This window comes from Methylobacterium trifolii (genome assembly GCF_022179685.1).
Lineage (GTDB): Bacteria > Pseudomonadota > Alphaproteobacteria > Rhizobiales > Beijerinckiaceae > Methylobacterium > Methylobacterium trifolii.
In genome coordinates this window covers 1-19,108 of record NZ_BPRB01000261.1, presented here as the reverse complement: position 1 = coordinate 19,108, position 19,108 = coordinate 1, and the positions used below count along the sequence as shown (strand labels likewise).

Genomic DNA, 19,108 nt, shown 5'->3' with positions numbered 1-19,108 from the left:
AGGGCAAGTTACAAGGGAACCCGCGCCTCCTCCGCCAGCGTCGCCGGATGTGTGAATACGGTAGCCTCTGCGGGAGAGGGTGGCCCGCGAGCTGGGATTTCCTCCAGATCGCAGTCGATCCGAACCCGTGTAGGCCGTAAGGGGATGCAGACGGCCCGCGCGCACGAGCCGGAGGGAACCGGGGCATTCTGAGGACCGGACATGGCCACCACCCTCGGGCTCGCCTTCCTGGCCGGCATCCTCTCCGTCCTCTCGCCCTGCGTGCTGCCGCTGCTGCCGCTGGTCCTCGGGGCGGCGGCGTCCGAGCATCGCTTCGGGCCCGTCGCGCTGGCCTCGGGCCTGGCCCTGTCGTTCGTGGCGATCGGGCTGTTCGTGGCGACCGTGGGGTTCTCCCTCGGCCTCGACAGCGGACTCTTCCGGGCCGGCGCCGCGATCCTGCTGGTGCTGATCGGCCTCGTGCTGATCGTGCCCGCGGCCCAGACACGGCTGGCGGTGGCGGCCGGCCCCGTGAGCGACTGGACGGAGAACCGGTTCGGCGGATTCTCGACGGCCGGGCTCGGCGGCCAGTTCGGCGTCGGCCTCCTGCTCGGGGCGGTCTGGAGCCCCTGCGTCGGGCCGACCCTGGGCGCGGCCTCGCTGCTGGCCTCGCGGGCGCAGGACCTCGGCTCGGTCGGCCTGACCATGCTCGTGTTCGGCCTCGGCGCGGCCCTGCCACTCGTCGTCCTCGGCACCCTGTCGCGCGCGGTGCTGGTGCGCTGGCGCAACCGCATGATGGGTGTCGGCAAGGGGCTGAAGGCGGCGTTGGGCCTGCTGCTGGTGGCGACGGGCGCGGCGATCCTGCTGGGCTACGACAAGGCGCTGGAGACCACCCTGGTGAACGCCTCCCCGCAATGGCTCACCGACCTGACCACCCGGCTCTGAACCTGCGACCCCGCGGGGGCCGAACCCTGCGGCGCCTCGCAAGTTGTCGCTGCTGAGTGCACCTCACGACACTGCCGATCACCGGGCGCCCTCCCTCCGGCCACGCCGGCGCAGCGGGAGTTTTGTGAGAGACACCAAGGGCCGCAGGGCCGACACCGGGAGCGCTTCATGGACATCGCCGTCGACACGGTCACCGAACTCATCCTGCGGCTGCGGGCGATCGAGGTGAAAGAGGGCGCGACCGATCCGGATTCGGGCTCGAACCCCATCGACGACGGCGCGACCGACGTCCTCGTCTCCGGCACCGACGACGCCACCGAGAGCGAGGTGCGCGGCCTGATCGCCGGCCTCAACGTGGACGAGCGCGCCAACCTGCTGGCCCTGCTCTATGTCGGCCGCGGCGACATGGAGCCCGAGGAGTGGGACGAGGCCGTGCGCTTCGCCCGCGAGCGCGAAGGTGCGGGCGACGGCGCGGCCAAGGAACTCCTGGGCTCGCCGGACGCGGGCGACCTGCTGGAGGAGGGCATGGACCGTCTCGGCCTCACGCCCGACCTGCCACAGGCCTAGCCGGGGTCGATCACGCGGAACGGAAGCCGCCTTTGCAGACCCTAAGCCTGGACCAGTTCAAGCGATCCCTGTCCGCCGACGCGCCCCCGGCCCTGCCGGCGGCGCTTTCCGCCCTGTGGTGGATCGGACGGGGCGCGGACGGATGGGACAGGGCACACGCCCTGGTCCAGGACGAGCCGGGTGCGGATGCGGCCTGGGTCCATGCCCACCTGCATCGTGTCGAAGGCGATGCCGGCAATGCCGACTATTGGTATCGCCGCGCCGGCCGCCCGTCCGAGGTGGGTTCCCTCTCCGCTGAGTGGGACGCGATCGCGGCCTCGCTCCTCGCGGGGGCGTGAGGCCGCCCTACTCCTCCCCGTCGTGCAGGGCGTAGAAGCCTTCCGCGCTGACGCCCTCGTCCAGCAGCATCCGCTCGCGGGCGCGCAGCTTCTCGGTCTCGCTCTTGAGCTGGCCGCAGGCGGCCAGGATGTCGCGTCCGCGGGGGGTGCGCACGGGCGAGGCGTAGCCGGCGTTGAACACGATCTCCGAGAACCGCTCGATCCGCTCCCAGTCCGAGCAGGCATAGGCGCTGCCGGGCCAGGGGTTGAACGGGATCAGGTTGATCTTGGCCGGGATGCCCTTGAGCAGCCGGACCAGCTCGCGCGCGTCCGTGTCCGAATCGTTGACGCCCTTGAGCATCACGTACTCGAAGGTGATGCGCCGGGCGTTGTTGAGGCCGGGATACTCGCGGCAGGCCCGGAGCAGCTCGGCGATCGGATACTTGCGGTTGAGGGGCACCAGCTCGTCGCGCAGGTCGTCGCGCACGGCGTGCAGCGAGATCGCGAGCATGGCGTGCGCCTCCTCGCCGAGCCGCCGGATCTGCGGCACCACGCCGGAGGTCGAGACCGTGATGCGCCGCCGCGACAGGGCGAGGCCCTCCGGGTCCGACATCACGCCGACCGCGTCGACCACGGCGTCCAGGTTGTAGAGGGGCTCGCCCATGCCCATGAACACGATGTTGGTGACGAGCCGCCCCGGATCGCCGGCGCCGGAGGCGTCGCGCGAGGGCATCTGGCCGGGCCAGTCGCCGAGCTGGTCGCGGGCGACGATCAGCTGCGCCGTGATCTCGGCGGCCGTCAGGTTGCGCACGAGGCGCTGGGTGCCGGTGTGGCAGAAGGAGCAGGTCAGGGTGCAGCCCACCTGCGAGGAGACGCAGAGGGTGCCCCGGTCCGGCCCCGGAATGTAGACGCACTCGATCTCGGCGCCGCGGTTGTGGTCGTGCCGGCCGGTGGGCGCCATGCGCAGCAGCCACTTGCGGGTGCCATCGCGAGAGACCTGCTGGCTCACCACCTCGGGCCGGTCGAGGGTGAAGGCCTCGGTGAGCTGGGCCTTGAGGCCCTTGCCGACGTTGGTCATCGCCTCGAAGGCGGTCGCCCCGCGGTGGTTGATCCAGTGCCAGAGCTGGCCCGAGCGCATCCGGCTCTCGCGCTCCGGCACCCCCATCTCGACGAGGCGCTGCTTCAGCTCGGCGCGGGTCAGCCCGACGAGGGACAGGCGCCGGCCCGGCACCGGCCCGGGCCGGAAGGCCGGCGCCTTCTCGATCGCGGAATGATCGCTGCCCGCGCGCCGGGCGGTGTCCAACGACGCCGTCGCCATGTCTGTCCGGATTCGATTCTCGTTTGGAAAGACTGGGATATAGGCGATTCCGCCCCGGAACGCGAATGCGTGCCGGGCATGTGGGGATCACGGGCGCGGGGGGGCGATCCTCCGGAGGGTCAGGCCTCGGCCCCGATCGCGTCGCAGCGGAAGGCGCCGTAATCGGCCCGCGCCAGCCGTTCGGCGAGGGCGGGCAGGAACAGGCCGGCCTCGTCAGCGAGCCGCCAGGGCGGGTTGACCACGATCAGGCCGCTGCCCGAGAGGCGCGTCGGGTCGTCGGGCGGGTCGACCATCAGGTCGAGGCGCAGGGCCGGGCGGGCGAGGCTTTGGCCGAGGGCCTCCACCATGCGGTCCACCGCGCGGATGTCCTTGATCGGATACCAGGCCAGGAACACCCCGGTCGGCCACTTGGCCACCGCCTTGCCGAGGAGCGTGCCCAGGCGCTCGATCTCGCCGCCGACCTCGTAGGGCGGGTCGATCAGCACGAGGCCGCGGCGCTCCGGCGGCGGGATCTGGGCGTTGAGCGCCGTCCAGCCGTCGAGGTGGAGCACCTTGGTGCGGGCATCCTGGTTGTAGCGCTCGCGCAGGACCGCGGCGTCCTCCGGGTGGAGTTCGACGAACACGCCCTGGTCGCCCGGCCGCAGGCTCTCGCGGATCAGGGCCGGGGAGCCGGGATAGATCGTCGCCCCATAGCGCGCCCGGACCGCGGCGACCGCCGCGCGGTAGGGGGCGAGCAACTCCTCCACCGCGCCGGGGAACGGGTCGTCGAGGCGGCCCCAGCCGTCGGCCCACTCGCCGGTGCGGCCGGCCTCGTCGCCGGCCAGATCGTAGAAGCCGAGGCCCGCATGGGTGTCGATCGCCCGGAAGGGGGCCGGCTTGAGGCACAGGTGCTCAAGCACCCGCGTCAGCACGAGGTGCTTGAGCACGTCGGCGTGGTTGCCCGCGTGGAAGGCGTGCCGGTAATTCATGATCCCCGATCAAGCGGATCGGGGCGCCCGGGTCCAGTGCCCCGCCGCAAAAACGTCAGCGGGAGGCGCCCACCGTGACCTCCGGCGCGCGGCAATTGCCGCGGGCGACCTCCGGGCAGGGCGTGAAGCCGCGCAGGTCCTTGCCGAAGCAGACCCGCACCTCCTGCAACTGGCCCCGCGCGCAGGTCACCGCCATCATGTCCGGGCGCAGGCCCTTGTTGGCGGCCACGAACTGGCGCGCGATCTCGATCGGGGCGAGGCGCTGCTCGCCCCCCGAGCCCTTGAGCGCATCGGGGATCGTCACGGCCATGCGCGCCTCGCGGGCGGCGCGGAAGTAGGCGGCGGGATCGAGCCCCGAGCAGGTGCCGTGCTTGCGCCACTCGTAGCGGGCGAGCCCCTCGCTCGGGTAGACCTCGCCGGCGAGATCCATCGCCTGGCGGGTGGGCTGGCGCTCGACGGCCGAGCAGTTCTGCGGGTAGCCACGGCTGAATTGCGGCCAGAGGCCGTGCACGACGAAGCCCAGCCCGCGGCCGGGCGCGCATTGCCGGTCGTCCCGGCGCGAACCGGCGGTGTCGCAGTAGGTCGGCGACCAGGACAGCGCCAGCACGTAGAAGTCGAAGGCGCCCGGCGCGTTGCCGCGGCCGAAGCCGCCGTAATCCTGCGCCCGCGCGCCACCCGCGAGCAGCAGCCCGGCGAGGACGAGGAGGGCTGCCGACCGTATCACGGCCGCGCCATGCGGCAGGCCGTGGCGTAGGCGTAGCTCAGGTCCCGGTCGAGGCCGTGGACGCAGAGCTCCACGCCCCAGGACGAGCCGATCATGCCGAGGCTCTCGCGGACCGAATAATCGATCTTGCGGCGCACTCCGTCCGAGGTGGTGGCGGTGGCCGAGCAGAACCGGCGCGGGACGAAGTCCAGGCCCCAGGGACGCCACGCCGTGCGCTCGATCCGGTCATAGGCGACGATCGTCAGGGACGAGTTCCAGAACTTCGCCTCCTTCTCGGCGAACTGGCTCGAGATCTTCTCCAGCACGCCCGCGTCCTGGCAGCCGGGAATGTCCGCGTCGTAGGGGAACGTCCGCTCCTCGGCGGGCTCGATCTCCTCGCGGGCCGAGCGCGCCAGCGCCGGCTGGAGGGCGCCCAGGACGGTCAGGCCGAGCCCGAGGGCGACGCTGAGGCGGTTCGGGCGCATGGCGCAATTCCGCTGGCTCTTCTGCATGCGCGGAGGTTGGCCGGAGCCCGGCGGGAGTCAAGCTGCGGGTCGCGCTGCACGGAATTTCCGGGGCGATGTGCGACCTGGGGGTCACACCTGCGCAGTCAGCGGGCGATCCTAGCCACCCTTGCCGGCTCCGCGCCGCTTGCGTGCCTCGGCCTTGATGGCGGCCATGTCGTGGGGCTCGGTCGGCCCGCTTTCCAGACCAGTCTGAATCTCTCGCCGCAGGGCCTCGAGCTTGACCGCCCGGATCTGCTCACGCTCCTCGACGAGGCGCAGGCCGTCCCGCATCACCTCGCTCGCCGAGGCGTAGCGGCCGCTCGCGACGAGGCTTCGGACGAAGGTCTCGTAGTGCTCCCCCAGGGTGTAGCTCGACGGCATGCGGCATCCTCCTGCAGGCCCTCGAGTATCACTTTCTGATAGTCGGGCCAATCGGTGCCAGTCTCGGCCTCAGTAGATCGGCCCCGGCGACAGGCCGGGCGGGCTGAGGGACAGGGGCTCCTCGAAGCCGGGCGCCGGCTCCTCCTCCGGCAGGGCCGTGGCGAGGCGGGACGCGGGACGGGCGGGGAGCGGGCGCGATGGGGGAGCCGCGGCGTAGGCCGAGGGCGCGGCGGGACGGGCGGGGGCGCGGGCGAACTGCGAGGGGCTCGGCGCCCGCGAGGTCGGGGTGAGGCCGTAGGGGTCGTCCTCCTCCACGTCGACGGGCGCCTGGGGGGCCGCCGGCTGGCGCGGCGGCGGGAGCGGGCGCGACAGGGGCCGCTCGGTGCCGGCGCCGAGCTGCGGCGTGAACTTGATCAGCGGCTGGCAGATGCGCTTGAGCCCGCGCGGATCGTGCCGGGCGAGGTCCACGTGGATGTGGTCGTAGTGGAACACGTTGGAGCCGGGTGCCAGCACCGTCGTGAACCGCTGGCAGGCCCCCAGGAACACCTCGCGCAAAAACCCCTGCTCGGCCTCGGTGCCGCGCCAGCCGCCCTTGACGGTGATGACGTAGCCGTCGGCGAGCTTGAAGGACATCACGTCGACGGCGTTGCCGAAGGAATGCTCCGAGAGCTTGGCGCCGGCCTGGTTGTTGCGGCCGCGGCAGGCATAGGTGCCCGCGTTGATCTCGGCCACGGGCTGCCCGAAATACAGATTGGCCGCCGGCTGGATCGTGTCGGCGAGCCACGCCTCGGCCTCGGAGAGCGCCGGGCAGGCGAGCGTCATGCGCTGCTTGAGGGCGACCGTGCCGCCGGCCAGCCGCGTCACCCGGAAGGGCTGCTGCATGCCGCAGGGGCCGGGCCCGTCGATCTCCTTGACCGGCGTGACGAATTCCGTGGTCTGAACCAGCTTCCTGGCGAGGCAGATCTGCTCGGCCTGGTCGCGCCATGGGTCGCGGCGCTCGAACTTGTTGAGCGCACACCCGGTGAGCCCCGCGCCGAACAGCGCAAGGGCGGAGAACGCGAACACGCTACGCCACATGGTGCGGAGGATGCGCGCGATCCCGTAAAGCCTTCGTCAACGAGATTGGAACTGTCGACAGGGCGATCGTTCGGCGCCGCTCTTGCGGCGCCCAGACGCGAAGAGCGGCCCGCGGAGCGGGTTGTCCGGGACGAATGTCCCGGACAACCTCGATCGAAGCGAAAGCCTGAGCCCGCGGATGCGGGCGCCGGCGACTGAGGCCAAGCCAAAGAAACAGAGCAAGCGCCTTCAAGCGATTGCTCTGACGTTGACAGGACACCCGCGCGGCCGGACTGAATGCGGGATGCTCTCGCTCGTCGACATCCGCTCCCGCATCGAGGCCGGCACATTGACGCCGGCCGGCGCGATCCAGCTCTGCCGCGAGGCCATCGCCGCGCGCGACCCGACCGTCCGCGCCCTCGTCTCGGTGCTGGCCGAGCCGGTCGTGTCGGAAGCGGGGCCGCTCGCCGGCATCGCGGTCGGCGTCAAGGACATCATCGACACCGCCGACCTGCCGACGCAGATGGGCTCGTCCATCTATGCGGGCTGGCAGCCGAAGGGCGACGCGGCCGTGGTGATGCGCCTGAAGGCGCTGGGCGCGGTGGCATTGGCCAAGACCACGACCTCGCCCTTCGCCAGCATCGACCCCACGGGGACGACGAACCCGCACGATGCCGGCCATACCCCCGGCGGCTCCTCGGCGGGCTCGGCCGCCGCGGTGGGCGCCGGGATGCTGCCCCTGGCGCTCGGCACCCAGACCGGCGGCTCGGTGATCCGCCCGGCGAGCTTCTGCGGGGTGGCCGCGATCAAACCCTCGTTCCGGCTGCTGCCCACGGTCGGCGTCAAGACCTTCTCCTGGGCGCTCGATACGCTCGGCCTGTTCGGCGCGGGCGTGCGCGACGTGGCCCATGCCCTCGCGCTGCTGGCCGACCGGCCGGCGATCGACCTGCGGGATGGGGAGCCGGGCAGCCCCCGCATCGGCCTCGTGCTCCAGGATTTCGCGGGCGCGGCCGACCGGCTAGCCATGGAGGCCCTCGACCGGGCCCGGCGGGCCGCGGAATCGGCCGGCGCGACGGTGATCGACCTCGCCCTGCCCGATCAGCTGGCCCAGGCCTGGGCGCGCCACGCGATCATCCAGGATTTCGAGGGCCGGCAGGCGCTGGCCTGGGAATACGCCAACCACCGGGAGGCGCTGACCGAACGGGTCGGACGTCAGCTCGACGCCGCGCAGAACCTGAGCGCGGCCCAGTACGACGACGCGCGCCGCCACGCCCACCATGCCAGGCGCGCCCTCAAGGACCTGTTCTCGGATTATGACGCCCTGCTGACCTACTCCGCGCCCGGCCCCGCGCCTCAGGGTCTCGGATCGACCGGCGACCCGCGCTTCAACCGGCTCTGGACCCTGATGGGCGTGCCCTGCGTCAACGTCCCGGTGCCGGGCGCGGGCCTGCCGGTGGGCGTGCAGGTGATCGCCCGCTTCGGCGACGACGGGCGGGCCCTGGCGGCGGCCCGGTTGATCGAGGTAGCCTTGTCCAGGGTCTGACCGGGCTCCGCCCGGACCCGCCGAAGGGACCTGTCCTTCGGAATCCCCTGATCAGGGGCTCGGGTCTTCGCCCAGCGTGTCCTCGACGTAGAGCTGCTCCAGCAGCACCTTGATCACCGCCATCAGCGGCAGGGCCAGGGCGATGCCCCAGAGCCCGAAGATCACGCCGAGGATGAGCTGGCCGGCGAAGATCGTCGCGGGCGGGATGTCGAGGGCCCGCTTCTGGATGAACGGCGTCAGCCCGTAGCTCTCCAGGCACTGGACCGCGAGGTAGACGCCCAGCGCCCCGAGCAGGGCGTTCGTGCCCGACGCGAGCGAGGCCAGCAGAATGACGAGGCCCGCCACCAGCGGCCCGACCGTGGGCACGAAGGCGAGCAAGCCCGCCTGCAACCCGAGGATCAGCGAACCGCCGATGCCGAGGAAGGCCAGCCCGGCCCAGGTGCAGAGGAAGATCGCGGACATGGTGATGAGCTGGCCGAACAGCCAGTGCCGCAGGGTCTCGCCCATCCCGTCGAGCACCCGCGCCCAGCGCCAGCGGCGCGCGGGCGGGACGAAGCGCAGGATGCCGTCGCGGTAGCTGCCCGGATCGGCGGCGAAGGCGACGCCGAGGAACACGATCACCAGCACGTTGCCCAGCGCGTTGAACAGGCCGAGCACGACGGCCGCGGCCGGCCCGAGCACGCTGCCCGCATCCGAGAGCAGCGAGCCGGGGCTCTTCAGGGCGCCCGAGGCGAGCCCCGCGAGGCCGCCGGGCTTCCGGTCGTCCTCCTTGTCGCCCTTCGCATCCTTGGGCGCGTCCTTTCCGGCCCCTTCGCCGCCCGAGAGCAGCGGCACGTCGATGCCCCGCTGCGAGAGCCACCCGCTCACGGTGCCGGCCTGGTCGCGGATCGTCTGGCCGAGGTCGCGGCCCTGCTGCACCAACGTGGCGCCGCCGAAGCTGACGAGCCCCAGGGTGCCGGCCGCCAGCGCGAGGCTCGCCAGGGTGAGGCGGATGGCCCGCGGCAGCGGCAGGACGTAGGCGAGCCCCCGCGTCAGCCCGTCGAGGAACACCCCGAGCAGGGCGCCGGCGAAGATCAGGAACAGGGTGCCGACCGACATCCAGGCGAGCGCCAGCAGCACCACGAAGCAGACCACCGCGAGGCCGGACAGCGCCAGCGGCGCGGCTCCCCGCCACGGGCCCACCGGGCCGCGCAGCGCATCCGTCGTCTGTTCGGCCATGATCGTCCCCGGTTCCCGTCGCCGGGCAACAGCGCCCGCGCCGCCGCCCGGTCAAGCCCGGCTCCCGGCGCCCTGCACCGGATACGGCGTCGACCGAAACTCGGTCGCTCGCTTCGCGATGCGGATTCCGGGTCGTGTTTCGGTTTGAAATGTGAGCCCGGCTCGGCTGTTTCGGGGGGACCTTGGCAGGTCCGCCCATGCGTGCGGGACCCGAAGAGCGGACGTTCAGTGGCCGGCATCTCCCCGGTGGAAGCGGCCGGTCAGCCTCCGGGCTGCGCGTGCTCCTGCCATGGGAGCGCGCGCAGACACGATCGTCGCGCCTCAGCGAATACCGCCGCTGGCGGTGATCACCTCGCCGGTCAGCCAGCGGGCATCGTCGGACGCGAGGAACGCGACGACCCCGGCGATGTCGTCCGGTTGGCCGGCACGGCCGAGTGGCGTCTGCGCGACGAGGCCAGCCTCCATGTCGGAGCCGACCACGCCGGCGGAATGCGTGCCCTCGGTCACGACGAAGCCCGGGCTGACCACGTTGACCCGGATCTTGCGAGGGGCCAGCTCGTTGGCAAGCACACCCGAGATCGCGTTCACCGCTCCCTTGGTTCCCGCATAGGCCGCGGCTGTCGGCGTATGCACATGGGTGATCGCCGACGAGATGTTGACGATGCTCCCGCCTTCCCCGAGATGCTTGGCGGCCGCCTGCGTCGCCAGCAGGACGCCCAGCACGTTGACGTCGAACAGCCGGCGGTAATGCGCCTCGGTCAGCTCCTCGATCGAAGCGAATTCGTAGACACCGGAATTGTTGACCAGCACGTCCAGCCGGCCGAACTGCTTCACCGCCGCCTCGATCAGTCCCTGTGCCTGCGAGGCTTTGGAGACGTCGGCCTGGACCGCGATGGCCTTGCCGCCGGCCGAGGTGATGGCCGCGACGACGGCGTCCGCGCCCGCCTTGCTCGAAGCGTAGTTGACCACGACCGCGGCACCGTCCTTCGCCAAGGTCTTGGCGATCGCGGCACCGATGCCCTTCGATGCGCCCGTCACGACCGCGACCTTGCCCTCAAGCTTTGCCATGTGTGCTAACCTCCGACATGGGTCGGCTGCGGGATGGCAGCCCCGTTCCCATAGTTCGGAACTTCGGAACTAATAGAGTCCGGATCAAGCCCCATATGGATAAAACATGAGGCCCCTGTTTCACCCCGCGACCGAGGACATCCAGCCGGCCGCGATCCTCCACGCCCTGTCCGATTCGAGCCGGGCGGCGATCTTCGCGAAGATCATGCAGGCGGGATGCGTGGAGGCCTGCTCCGCCGTGTCCGCGGTGGGGGATCGGGTCATCCCGAAATCGTCGTTGTCCAACCACTTCAAGGTGCTCCGCGAGGCCGGATTGATCCGGAGCGAGCGGCACGGCGTGGAGGTGAGGAACCACTCACGCTGGGCCGACGTGGAAGCGCGCTTTCCCGGCCTGCTCCCGGCGATCATCAACGCCTACGCTTCGGATGGCGGCGTCGCCTCCCACGTGCCGCGTACGTCGCCTGCGGGCTGACGGGGCGGCCGACGCGCGCTTCCGAAGACGACGCAGTCCTCGCGGTACGACGAGGTCGGGTCGCGACCGGGAAATCAATCCCAGCGTCCGGCCGCCGCATCGTCGGCCCGGCTCGCCTCCACCCAGCCGCCCGTCGTGCCGTCGGCGAGATGCTCGCGCTTCCAGAACGGCGCCCGCGTCTTGAGGTAGTCCATCAGGAAGCTCGCGGCCTCGAAGGCGGCGATGCGGTGGCTTGCCGCCGTCAGCACCAGCACGATGCCGTCGCCCGGCGCCACGAGGCCGTGGCGGTGGACCACGCGCAGGGCCTGGAGCGGCCAGCGCGCGGCGGCCTCCTCGGCCACGCGGCCGATCTCGGCCTCGGCCATGCCGGGGTAATGCTCCAGTTCGAGCCCGCGCAGGCGCCCGCCCTCGTCGCGGCACAGCCCCGTGAAGGTGACGACGGCGCCCGCCCGCCCGCCGAGGTCGCCCGAGACCCGCGCGATCTCGGCGGCCACGTCGAAGGGCTCGGCCTGGATGGCGACCGAGGGGAGGCAGGCGCCGGTCACAGGGTCGCCCGGCCCTGCGACTGGAGCCGGACCGCGGTGGCGCCGGCCGGCACGTCCCGCGCGACCACGCCGTCGGCGCCGATCCGGACGATGGCTGCGATCGCGATTGGCCGGCCGAATTCCGGCATCGCGGCCCGCTGTGCCGGGTCCCGCGGGTGGTCGGCCGTGAGGATCTGGACGCCGGGGCCGGTCCGCGTGAGGGCGCCGATGCGGACTTCGACCACGTCGAGGATCACGCAGCCGAAGTCGAGGACGGCGCCGCCGCCGAGGGGGATGTCTGTGCCGTAGTCACTATCGAACGGCGGGCGGACGTTCGCGCCCGCGCCGACGCCCATGAAGCGTTCGGCGGGCAGGGCCTGCCGCTCCGGCTGGGACAGGGTGTTCGAGGCGTCGTAGCGTCCGCCCGCCGGCATCGTCCGTCTCTCGGTCTTCAGGCTCATGCGTCCTCCTTCGAAGCCGTCGGGCGCGCCCGCGACTGACACTCCGCTCGCACAGGTCTATATGGCACGCGAGGCCCGCCCCGGCGCGGCGCCCGCTTGAGAAGATTCGTCGCCGAGACGATTTCCCGGATGCGAAGGACGGACCCGTGAGCCCCGACCTGACCCTGCCCTATGACGGCGCCAGCCCAGAATTCGCGAGCCGCCCGGTCTGGTGCGGCCGGGGCAGCACGGTCATCGGCGCCGCCCGGATCGGCGCGCAGGCCTGGATCGGGGACGAGGGCGTGATCCGCGCGGACGGACAGGCCGTGGTGCTGGGCGACCGCTTCTGGCTCGGCCACCGCTCGACGGTGCACATCGCGACCCAGGAGCGCGGCACCGATGTCGGCGACCGGGTGACGGTGGGCCGCAACAGCGTCGTCCATGCCTGCACGGTCGGCTCGGACGTGGTGATCGAGGACGACGTGGTCATCCTCGACGGAGCCACCGTCGGCGACTGCATCGTGATCGAGGCCGGGGCCACGGTCTATCCCCGCGCGAACCTGGAATCGGGCTTCGTCTATGCCGGAAGCCCGGCCAGGGCCCAGCGCCCGGTCGGCCCGGAGGAGGTGGCCGAGCGGGCCGAGCGCCTGCGCGAGCAGGCGGGCGATTCGGCCCCAATCCCGCCCGCCGAGGCGCCGGAGACGGAGGAGAGCGTGTTCGTCGCCCGGACGGCGCGGCTGCGCGGCCGCGTCAGCCTCGGGGCCGGGTCGAGCGTGCTGTTCTGCTGCGACCTCAACGCGGAGGTCGGCCCGATCGTGGTCGGCGCCGACACCAACATCCAGGACAACAGCGTCATCCGCACCCGCGGCGAGGGCGTCGTCATCGGTCGCGACACCACGGTCGGCCACAACGTGCGGATCGCCGACAGCCGCATCGGCGCCCGCTGCCTGATCGGGATCGGGGCGGCCGTCGCCCCCGGCACCGTGATCGCCGACGACGTCATGCTGGCCGCCGGCGCCACCACCGATCCGGGGCAGCTCCTCGAAGGCGGCTACCTCTGGGGCGGCCGCCCGGCCCGCATCCTCGCGCCGCTGGACGCGGGAAAGCGCAGCCTGATGAGCCGGATCGTCGAGAGCTACTGCGTGCACGGCCGGGAGTACCGGCAGGCGCAGGCAGAGCTGTCGTGACCTCCAAGCCCGCCCGCGTTCTCCTGAAACAGCCCCTTGATCAGTAAGACCGGCGAACCGAGCCGTTCATCCGACCAAAACCCTCATCCTGAGGTGCTTCCACGCAGTGGAAGCTTTGACGGAGCCCTCCAGAAGTCTCGGCGATATCTGGAGGCCTCCTTCGAGGCGGCTGTCGCCGCACTTCAGGATGAGGGGGACGGATGGGAGTCGAAAAAATCCGTCAGTGCTGGAGGATCTTCGACAGGAACTGCTGCGCCCGCTCGGAGCGGGGCTGGCCGAAGAAGTCCTCCTTCTTCGCGTCCTCGACGATCTCGCCGCGGTCCATGAAGATCACCCGGTCGGCGACCTTGCGGGCAAAGCCCATCTCGTGGGTCACGACCATCATGGTCATGCCGTCGCGGGCGAGTTCCACCATCACGTCGAGGACCTCGCCGACCATCTCCGGGTCGAGGGCCGAGGTCGGCTCGTCGAACAGCATCACGATCGGGTTCATGGCCAGCGCGCGGGCGATGGCCACGCGCTGCTGCTGGCCGCCGGAGAGCTGGCCCGGATACTTGTTGGCGTGGGCCGAGAGGCCGACACGGGCCAGCAGGTCGAGGCCGCGCTTCTGCGCGTCCTCCTTCGGGCGCCCGAGCACCTTGCGCTGGGCGATGGTCAGGTTCTCGGTGATCGAGAGGTGGGGGAACAGCTCGAAGTGCTGGAATACCATGCCGACGCGGGAGCGCAGCTTGGGCAGGTTGGTGGCCTTGTCCATCACCTTGGTGTCGGCCACCGTGATCTGGCCCTTCTGGAACGGCTCCAGGGCGTTGACGCACTTGATCAGGGTCGACTTGCCCGAGCCGGACGGCCCGCAGACCACGACGACCTCGCCCTTGGAGACCTTCGTGGTGCAGTTCGTCAGCACCTGGAAGTCGCCGTACCATTTGCTGATCGCGTCGATGGCGATCATCGTGCCGCCGGGAACCTTGGCCTGGGCCGGGTCCACGAGGGGCCCCGTCTGGAACCCGGCGTCAGTCGGCGCCTGGGAGGGCGGGGTGACGGGGGTCGAGGGGGTCGGGGCCGGCATCGGCGTGGAGGTCATGGGACGATCCTCGAAGGTCTGGCGCGGCGCGCGGGATCAGCGGATGCGGACTAACGGATGATGGCGACGCGGCTCTGCAGGCGCCGCACCAGGAACGAGGCCGAGAAGCAGACCGCGAAGTAGACGACCGCCGCGAACAGGTACATCTCGACGAGACGCCCGTCGCGCTGGGCCACCTTGGAGGCCGCGCCGAGGAAGTCGGTGAGCGAGAGCACGTAGACGAGCGACGTATCCTGGAACAGGACGATCGTCTGCGTCAGCAGCAGCGGCAGCATGTTGCGGAAGGCCTGCGGCAGGACGACGTTGGCCATCGATTGCCAGTAGGTCATCCCGAGGGCGGAGGCCGCGGCGGTCTGCCCCTTGGAGATCGACTGGATGCCCGCCCGCATGATCTCGGAGAAGTAGGCCGCCTCGAACAGGGTGAAGGTGATGAGCGCCGAGGAGAAGGCGCCGACCTGGACGGGGTTGGATGCCCCCGTCACCCAGGCGCCGATATAGGGCACCAGGAAGTAGAACCAGAAGATCACCAGCACGAGGGGCAGCGAGCGCATCAGCTCGACGTAGACCTTGGCCACGTGCTTGAGGCCCGGCACCCCGGAGAGCCGGGCCATGGCGATGAGCGTGCCGAGGACCACGCCCATGCCGGCCGCCAGCGCGGTCAGCGTGACGGTGAAGACCATGCCCTGGCCGAACAGGTAGGGCAGCGAGGCGGTGACGACGCCGAAATCGAAGTTCGAGAGCATCAGCGTTGTCCCGGAACCGCGACGCCACGCTCCAGGAAGGAGGCGGCGGTGATGACGACGAGGTTGACGAGGACGTAGATGAGTGTCGCCGCCGTGAAGGCCTCGAACACCTGGAAGGAGAATTCCTGCATCGAGCGCGCCCGCGCCGTGAGTTCCAGGAGGCCAATGGTCAGGGCCACGGAGGTGTTCTTGAGGTTGTTCAGGAATTCCGAGGTCATCGGCGGCAGGATGACCCGGTAGGCGTTGGGCAGGATCACGTAGCGGTAGGTCTGCGCCACGGTGAAGCCCATCGCGGTGCCGGCCATCTTCTGCCCGCGCGGCAGGGACTGGATGCCGGCCCGCACCTGCTCGGCCACCCGCGAGGCGGTGAAGAAGCCCAGGCACACCACACCCGTGTAGAACGGCGCGTTCGGCAGCTGCTTGAGGGCGTTGCCCAGGCTCTGCGGCAGCAGCTCGGGCAGGACGAAGTACCAGAGGAACATCTGGACGAGCAGCGGGATGTTGCGGAACAGCTCGACATAGGCCGTGCCGACCGCGTTGGCGGCCTTCGACGGCAGCGTGCGCATCACGCCGACGAGCGAGCCGAGGAAGAAGGCGATGATCCACGAGCACAAGGCCGTGGCGATCGTCCAGAGCAGGCCCGACAACAGCATGTCGGCATAGGTGCCCGTGCCCTCGGGCGAGGCCTCGAAGAAGATGCCCCAGTTCCAGTTGTAGTTCATCGCCCCGCCGTCACCGTTTCTTGGTTTTCAGGTCGGCATCGCGGACCCCGGCGATGGTCGTCGGGGTCCGGCCGGATGCAGGCTCAGCGTACCTCACGAAGCGCCCGGTTCCCCGGGAGCCCTCCCGCCGGCCGACGGCGCAGCGGGCGTTTCGTGAGCGAGACTCAGTAGGCGGCCGGGTCCGGGCTGTCGCTCGGGCTCTTGAGCTGCTTCTGCATCGCCTCGCTCATCGGCAGCTTCAGGTTGATGTTGCGCGGCGGGATCGGCTGCTCGAACCACTTGGTGTAGAGCGCCTTGCCCTCCGGGCTCTCGTAGAGCTTCTTGGTGGCCGCGTCGGCGACCGCCTTGAACTGGGCGTCGTCCTTGCGCAGCATGATGCCGTAGGGCTCGGGCTTCGACAGGGGCTCGGACGAGATCGTGTAGGCGTCCGGCGTCTTCGAGCCGGCGACGAGCGAGGCCAGCAGCACGTCGTCCATCACGAAGGCGTCGGCCCGGCCGGTCTCGACCATCAGGAAGGCCTCGGCGTGGTCCTTGGCCGGCAGGATGGTCAGGCCCATCTTGCGCTCGGTGTTGGCCTCGTTGATCTGCTTGATGTTGGTGGTGCCCGAGGTCGAGACCACGGTGCGGCCCTTCAGGTCGTCGATCTTGTCGAGCTTCTTGTCCTTCTTCGAGACGTAGCGGGTCGCGGTCAGGAAGTGGGTGTTGGTGAAGGTCGCCTGCTTCTGGCGGTCCGGGTTGTTGGTGGTCGAGCCGCATTCCAGGTCGATCGTGCCGTTGGCGATCAGGGGGATGCGCGTGGCCGAGGTGACCGGGTTGAGCTTCACCTCCATCTTGTCGAGCTTGAGGTGGGTCTTCACCGCGTCGGCGATCTTCAGGCAGATCTCCATCGCGTAGCCCACGGGCTTCTGGTCGCCGTCGAGGTAGGAGAACGGCACGGAGGAATCGCGGTAGCCGATGGTGATGGCGCCGGTGTCCTTCACCTTCTTCAAGGTGCCGGTCAGGTCCTCGGCCCGGGCGCTGATGCCGGGAAGCGACAGGCCGAGGCCGAGGGCCACGGCGAGGCCGCGGCGAGCGATACCAAACTGCATCAGAACGAAACTCCCAATCGAGCCGAACGGGTGTCGGCGGGCGGCCGCGCGCGAAGGCCCGGCCGACTTGGCCTGTGCCTTTGCAATGATGGTGCCGGTTTCGGGGGTGGCTGGCGGCCTGTCACGGGCCCGGACGCGCGCGCCCCGGCGCCGGGACGACGACGGCCCGTGCCGTTTGACGCGCCGTCGGCCGCGTGTGAGCCCAAGATTTCCACCCGTCGATCTATCCGATGACTCGGAGCCGGACGTTCTCGCCCGTGCGTTGGCCATCATGCACACTTTCTAGGCGTGCGCACCGGGAATCCGGCTGCATCCCGATGCTTGCGGTGACAGCGTTCCACGATCGATCACGAAAAAAGCCGCCCCCGGTGAAGGAGGCGGCTGTCTCAGGCCGACACGGAGGGCGCGAGACGGCTACTTCGTGATCTCGTTGCCGCTGTAGTCGATGGCGCCGGCGGCGTTCTTCTTCCAGGTGTAGAGGACGTAGTCGGGCCGGGTGATGTCGCCCTTCTTGTCGTAGGCGATGTCGCCGATGACGGTCTGGGTCGGCTTGCCCTGGCGCAGATAGTCGGCGAGCTTCTTGCCGTCGGTGGAGCCGGTCTCCTCCATGGCCTTCTTGAGGATCTGGACGGCGGCGTAGGCGTAGAGGGTGTAGGCCTCCGGATCGATGCCCTTGGCCTTGAAGGCGGCCACCGCGTCCTTGGCGTTGGGGTTCTTGCGGGCGTCCGGCGAGAAGGTCATGAACGTGCCCTCGGCGCCGGGGCCAGCGATCTGCACGAACTCCTTGTCGGCGATGCCGTCCCCGCCCATCAGCGGCGCCTTGAGGCCCTGGTCGCGCATCTGGCGGATCAGCAGGCCGGCCTCGGTGAAGACGCCGCCGAAATAGACCACGTCGACGTTGGCCGACTTCAGCTTGGACACGAGGGCGGAATAGTCCTTCTCACCCGGATTGATGCCCTCGTAGATCGCCTCCTTGCCGCCCTTGGCCTTCAAGGCCTTCAGGGTCTCGTCGGCCAGCCCCTTGCCGTAGGGGGTCTTGTCGTGGACGAAGGCGATCTTCTTGCCCTTGAAGTTGTCCGCGAGGTAGGCGCCGGCCACGGCGCCCTGCTGGTCGTCGCGGCCGCAGGTGCGGAAGGTGTTCCACAGGCCGCGCTCGGTGAACTTCACGTTGGTCGAGGCCGGGGTGATCTGGATGATGCCCGCGTCCTGGTAGACGTCGGAGGCCGGGATCGAGACGCCCGAGTTGAAGTCGCCGACCACCATCTTCACGCCGGCCGAGGCGAACTTGTTGGCGACCGAGACGCCCTGCTTCGGATCGGAGGCGTCGTCGCCGACCGAGACCTCGAACTTCTGGCCCTTGATGCCGCCGGACTTGTTGATGTCCTCGGCCGCCTGGGAGGCGCCGTTCTTGATCTGGGCGCCGAAGGCGGCGTTGGGCCCCGTCACCGGCACGGCGATGCCGAGCTTGATCGGCGCCTGCGCCTGCGCCCCCGTCAGCATGATTCCTAGCGCGAGCCCGGCGAGCAGCATCGTCCTCATGTCAGATCCTTTTCCGTTGCCCGCGCGCCCGCGCAGGACTGGTGCCTTGAAACTCACCGCGGCGGCCCGGCCGGCGCGCGCTCCCGCCACGTCAGCGGCGAGGTCTTCTCGTAGAGCCAGCGGTACTGGCTCGTCATCTGGCGCGTGCGCGTGACGCGAAAGCCCGCAGCTCCCACGATCATGACGACGAGCGCGTCCACCGCATAGTAGTGCGGTGACAGAAGCGTCCCGCCGAATAGCGCGAAATGGATGAATCGCACGGCCGCCGCCACCGCGAGCAGCGCCGGGACGCAGTGCAGGAACGGGTGCCAGCCCCGCGCGATGGCACGCGCCGCCATCCAGCCGGCCCAGCCGCCCATCGTCACCGTGACGAGCAGGAAGAGCCAGACCGATTCTTCCTCGTGGAGGATTCCCTGGAGCATGGCCTAGCTCGCGACCGGGGCGGCGTGGCCGCCTTCGAGGTAGGCGGCCTTGACCGCCGGATCGTCGAGGAGCGCCCGGCCGGTGCCGCTCATGGTGACGCGGCCGTTGACCAGCACGTAGCCGCGGTGGGCCAGCTTGAGGGCGTGGTAGGCGTTCTGCTCCACCAGGAAGATGGTCATGCCCTCGCGCCGGTTGAGGTCGCGGATCGCGTCGAAGATGCCCTTCACCACCAGGGGCGCCAGGCCGAGGGAGGGCTCGTCGAGGAGGAGCAGGCGGGGCCGGCTCATCAGAGCGCGGGCGATGGCGAGCATCTGCTGCTCGCC

At 70.4% G+C, this 19,108-nt stretch carries 23 protein-coding genes; 6 read left to right on the top strand and 17 right to left on the bottom strand.

All coding sequences use genetic code 11. The features are described from left to right. Positions 1-201 precede the first annotated feature (201 nt). From COGEMETH_RS20925 to COGEMETH_RS20915, 3 genes are all read left to right on the top strand, one after another. The gene (locus COGEMETH_RS20925; protein ID WP_238184531.1) at positions 202-921 is read left to right on the top strand and encodes a cytochrome c biogenesis CcdA family protein; all 720 of its coding nucleotides are present in this window, start codon (positions 202-204) and stop codon (positions 919-921) included. 168 nt (positions 922-1,089) lie between these two features. Further along, on the top strand, positions 1,090-1,488 hold the full coding sequence (locus tag COGEMETH_RS20920; RefSeq protein ID WP_238184530.1) for a DUF3775 domain-containing protein: 399 nt from the start codon (positions 1,090-1,092) through the stop codon (positions 1,486-1,488). A gap of 32 nt (positions 1,489-1,520) precedes the next feature. Continuing rightward, complete coding sequence (locus COGEMETH_RS20915) at positions 1,521-1,826, top strand: hypothetical protein (RefSeq protein ID WP_238184529.1); 306 nt, start codon at positions 1,521-1,523, stop codon at positions 1,824-1,826. 7 nt (positions 1,827-1,833) lie between these two features. On the opposite strand, the gene rlmN is transcribed toward COGEMETH_RS20915, so the two are convergent. From rlmN to COGEMETH_RS20885, 6 genes are all read right to left on the bottom strand, one after another. Beyond that, positions 1,834-3,123, bottom strand: coding sequence for a dual-specificity RNA methyltransferase RlmN (gene rlmN / locus COGEMETH_RS20910; protein ID WP_238184528.1), 1,290 nt, complete (start codon positions 3,121-3,123; stop codon positions 1,834-1,836). Between the two features lie 119 nt (positions 3,124-3,242). Next, positions 3,243-4,091, bottom strand: coding sequence for a 23S rRNA (adenine(2030)-N(6))-methyltransferase RlmJ (locus tag COGEMETH_RS20905; RefSeq protein WP_238184527.1), 849 nt, complete (start codon positions 4,089-4,091; stop codon positions 3,243-3,245). Positions 4,092-4,146: 55 nt separating this feature from the next. After that, entirely contained in the window at positions 4,147-4,815 is a 669-nt protein-coding gene (locus COGEMETH_RS20900) for a ribonuclease T2 family protein (protein WP_238184526.1), read from the bottom strand. Next, positions 4,812-5,279 (bottom strand): hypothetical protein, encoded by a 468-nt coding sequence (locus tag COGEMETH_RS20895; protein ID WP_238184525.1) that lies wholly within the window; start codon positions 5,277-5,279, stop codon positions 4,812-4,814. Before COGEMETH_RS20895 ends, COGEMETH_RS20900 begins: the two co-directional genes overlap by 4 nt. A 138-nt stretch (positions 5,280-5,417) precedes the next feature. Further along, the gene (locus COGEMETH_RS20890) at positions 5,418-5,681 is read right to left on the bottom strand and encodes a type II toxin-antitoxin system ParD family antitoxin (RefSeq protein WP_238184524.1); all 264 of its coding nucleotides are present in this window, start codon (positions 5,679-5,681) and stop codon (positions 5,418-5,420) included. Between the two features lie 69 nt (positions 5,682-5,750). Beyond that, entirely contained in the window at positions 5,751-6,758 is a 1,008-nt protein-coding gene (locus COGEMETH_RS20885) for an extensin-like domain-containing protein (protein ID WP_238184523.1), read from the bottom strand. 283 nt (positions 6,759-7,041) lie between these two features. On the opposite strand from COGEMETH_RS20885, the gene COGEMETH_RS20880 reads away from it, so the two are divergent. Further along, on the top strand, positions 7,042-8,280 hold the full coding sequence (locus COGEMETH_RS20880) for an amidase (protein WP_238184522.1): 1,239 nt from the start codon (positions 7,042-7,044) through the stop codon (positions 8,278-8,280). A gap of 51 nt (positions 8,281-8,331) precedes the next feature. Here the strand turns inward: COGEMETH_RS20880 and COGEMETH_RS20875 are convergent, their stop codons facing one another. After that, entirely contained in the window at positions 8,332-9,498 is a 1,167-nt protein-coding gene (locus tag COGEMETH_RS20875) for an AI-2E family transporter (RefSeq protein WP_238184521.1), read from the bottom strand. 321 nt (positions 9,499-9,819) lie between these two features. After that, positions 9,820-10,566, bottom strand: coding sequence for a glucose 1-dehydrogenase (locus COGEMETH_RS20870; RefSeq protein ID WP_238184520.1), 747 nt, complete (start codon positions 10,564-10,566; stop codon positions 9,820-9,822). 106 nt (positions 10,567-10,672) lie between these two features. Between COGEMETH_RS20870 and COGEMETH_RS20865 the strand changes: the two genes are divergently transcribed. Beyond that, the gene (locus COGEMETH_RS20865) at positions 10,673-11,038 is read left to right on the top strand and encodes an ArsR/SmtB family transcription factor (RefSeq protein ID WP_238184519.1); all 366 of its coding nucleotides are present in this window, start codon (positions 10,673-10,675) and stop codon (positions 11,036-11,038) included. Between the two features lie 74 nt (positions 11,039-11,112). Here the strand turns inward: COGEMETH_RS20865 and COGEMETH_RS20860 are convergent, their stop codons facing one another. Both COGEMETH_RS20860 and COGEMETH_RS20855 read right to left on the bottom strand, forming a co-directional pair. After that, positions 11,113-11,583: a molybdenum cofactor biosynthesis protein MoaE gene (locus COGEMETH_RS20860; protein WP_238184518.1), complete on the bottom strand. Its 471-nt coding sequence runs from the start codon at positions 11,581-11,583 to the stop codon at positions 11,113-11,115. Continuing rightward, positions 11,580-12,023 (bottom strand): LbetaH domain-containing protein, encoded by a 444-nt coding sequence (locus COGEMETH_RS20855; RefSeq protein WP_238184517.1) that lies wholly within the window; start codon positions 12,021-12,023, stop codon positions 11,580-11,582. Before COGEMETH_RS20855 ends, COGEMETH_RS20860 begins: the two co-directional genes overlap by 4 nt. A gap of 146 nt (positions 12,024-12,169) precedes the next feature. Here COGEMETH_RS20855 and COGEMETH_RS20850 point away from each other — a divergent pair, with 146 nt between their 5' ends. Continuing rightward, positions 12,170-13,189 (top strand): gamma carbonic anhydrase family protein, encoded by a 1,020-nt coding sequence (locus tag COGEMETH_RS20850; RefSeq protein ID WP_238184516.1) that lies wholly within the window; start codon positions 12,170-12,172, stop codon positions 13,187-13,189. Between the two features lie 220 nt (positions 13,190-13,409). On the opposite strand, the gene COGEMETH_RS20845 is transcribed toward COGEMETH_RS20850, so the two are convergent. The 7 genes from COGEMETH_RS20845 to COGEMETH_RS20815 form a co-directional block, all read right to left on the bottom strand. Beyond that, positions 13,410-14,138, bottom strand: a complete 729-nt coding sequence (locus COGEMETH_RS20845; RefSeq protein ID WP_238184532.1) for an amino acid ABC transporter ATP-binding protein — start codon at positions 14,136-14,138, stop codon at positions 13,410-13,412. Positions 14,139-14,320: 182 nt separating this feature from the next. Continuing rightward, positions 14,321-15,013, bottom strand: coding sequence for an amino acid ABC transporter permease (locus tag COGEMETH_RS20840; protein WP_238184515.1), 693 nt, complete (start codon positions 15,011-15,013; stop codon positions 14,321-14,323). Next, positions 15,013-15,735 carry an amino acid ABC transporter permease gene (locus COGEMETH_RS20835; RefSeq protein WP_238184514.1) on the bottom strand — a complete coding sequence of 241 codons (723 nt, stop codon included), beginning with the start codon at positions 15,733-15,735 and terminating at the stop codon, positions 15,013-15,015. The genes COGEMETH_RS20840 and COGEMETH_RS20835 overlap by 1 nt, the downstream gene beginning before the upstream one ends. Before the next feature lie 164 nt (positions 15,736-15,899). After that, positions 15,900-16,823: an amino acid ABC transporter substrate-binding protein gene (locus COGEMETH_RS20830; protein ID WP_238184513.1), complete on the bottom strand. Its 924-nt coding sequence runs from the start codon at positions 16,821-16,823 to the stop codon at positions 15,900-15,902. A gap of 414 nt (positions 16,824-17,237) precedes the next feature. Further along, positions 17,238-18,362: a branched-chain amino acid ABC transporter substrate-binding protein gene (locus COGEMETH_RS20825; protein WP_238184512.1), complete on the bottom strand. Its 1,125-nt coding sequence runs from the start codon at positions 18,360-18,362 to the stop codon at positions 17,238-17,240. Positions 18,363-18,415: 53 nt separating this feature from the next. After that, positions 18,416-18,784 (bottom strand): DUF6867 family protein, encoded by a 369-nt coding sequence (locus COGEMETH_RS20820; RefSeq protein ID WP_238184511.1) that lies wholly within the window; start codon positions 18,782-18,784, stop codon positions 18,416-18,418. 3 nt (positions 18,785-18,787) lie between these two features. After that, the coding region (locus COGEMETH_RS20815) for an ATP-binding cassette domain-containing protein (protein WP_238184510.1) at positions 18,788-19,108 on the bottom strand (321 nt) is incomplete at its 5' end.

Bases quoted from the DNA above. Each gene is read 5' to 3' on its own strand.
- COGEMETH_RS20880 (WP_238184522.1), top strand. From the start codon at position 7,042: ATGCTCTCGCTCGTCGACATCCGCTCCCGCATCGAGGCCGGCACATTG.
- COGEMETH_RS20840 (WP_238184515.1), bottom strand. From the start codon at position 15,013: ATGCTCTCGAACTTCGATTTCGGCGTCGTCACCGCCTCGCTGCCCTAC.
- COGEMETH_RS20835 (WP_238184514.1), bottom strand. From the start codon at position 15,735: ATGAACTACAACTGGAACTGGGGCATCTTCTTCGAGGCCTCGCCCGAG.
- rlmN (WP_238184528.1), bottom strand. From the start codon at position 3,123: ATGGCGACGGCGTCGTTGGACACCGCCCGGCGCGCGGGCAGCGATCAT.
- COGEMETH_RS20875 (WP_238184521.1), bottom strand. From the start codon at position 9,498: ATGGCCGAACAGACGACGGATGCGCTGCGCGGCCCGGTGGGCCCGTGG.
- COGEMETH_RS20845 (WP_238184532.1), bottom strand. From the start codon at position 14,138: ATGATCGCCATCGACGCGATCAGCAAATGGTACGGCGACTTCCAGGTG.
- COGEMETH_RS20825 (WP_238184512.1), bottom strand. From the start codon at position 18,362: ATGAGGACGATGCTGCTCGCCGGGCTCGCGCTAGGAATCATGCTGACG.
- COGEMETH_RS20830 (WP_238184513.1), bottom strand. From the start codon at position 16,823: ATGCAGTTTGGTATCGCTCGCCGCGGCCTCGCCGTGGCCCTCGGCCTC.
- COGEMETH_RS20905 (WP_238184527.1), bottom strand. From the start codon at position 4,091: ATGAATTACCGGCACGCCTTCCACGCGGGCAACCACGCCGACGTGCTC.
- COGEMETH_RS20820 (WP_238184511.1), bottom strand. From the start codon at position 18,784: ATGCTCCAGGGAATCCTCCACGAGGAAGAATCGGTCTGGCTCTTCCTG.
- COGEMETH_RS20885 (WP_238184523.1), bottom strand. From the start codon at position 6,758: ATGTGGCGTAGCGTGTTCGCGTTCTCCGCCCTTGCGCTGTTCGGCGCG.
- COGEMETH_RS20920 (WP_238184530.1), top strand. From the start codon at position 1,090: ATGGACATCGCCGTCGACACGGTCACCGAACTCATCCTGCGGCTGCGG.
- COGEMETH_RS20865 (WP_238184519.1), top strand. From the start codon at position 10,673: ATGAGGCCCCTGTTTCACCCCGCGACCGAGGACATCCAGCCGGCCGCG.
- COGEMETH_RS20855 (WP_238184517.1), bottom strand. From the start codon at position 12,023: ATGAGCCTGAAGACCGAGAGACGGACGATGCCGGCGGGCGGACGCTAC.
- COGEMETH_RS20890 (WP_238184524.1), bottom strand. From the start codon at position 5,681: ATGCCGTCGAGCTACACCCTGGGGGAGCACTACGAGACCTTCGTCCGA.
- COGEMETH_RS20870 (WP_238184520.1), bottom strand. From the start codon at position 10,566: ATGGCAAAGCTTGAGGGCAAGGTCGCGGTCGTGACGGGCGCATCGAAG.
- COGEMETH_RS20895 (WP_238184525.1), bottom strand. From the start codon at position 5,279: ATGCGCCCGAACCGCCTCAGCGTCGCCCTCGGGCTCGGCCTGACCGTC.
- COGEMETH_RS20925 (WP_238184531.1), top strand. From the start codon at position 202: ATGGCCACCACCCTCGGGCTCGCCTTCCTGGCCGGCATCCTCTCCGTC.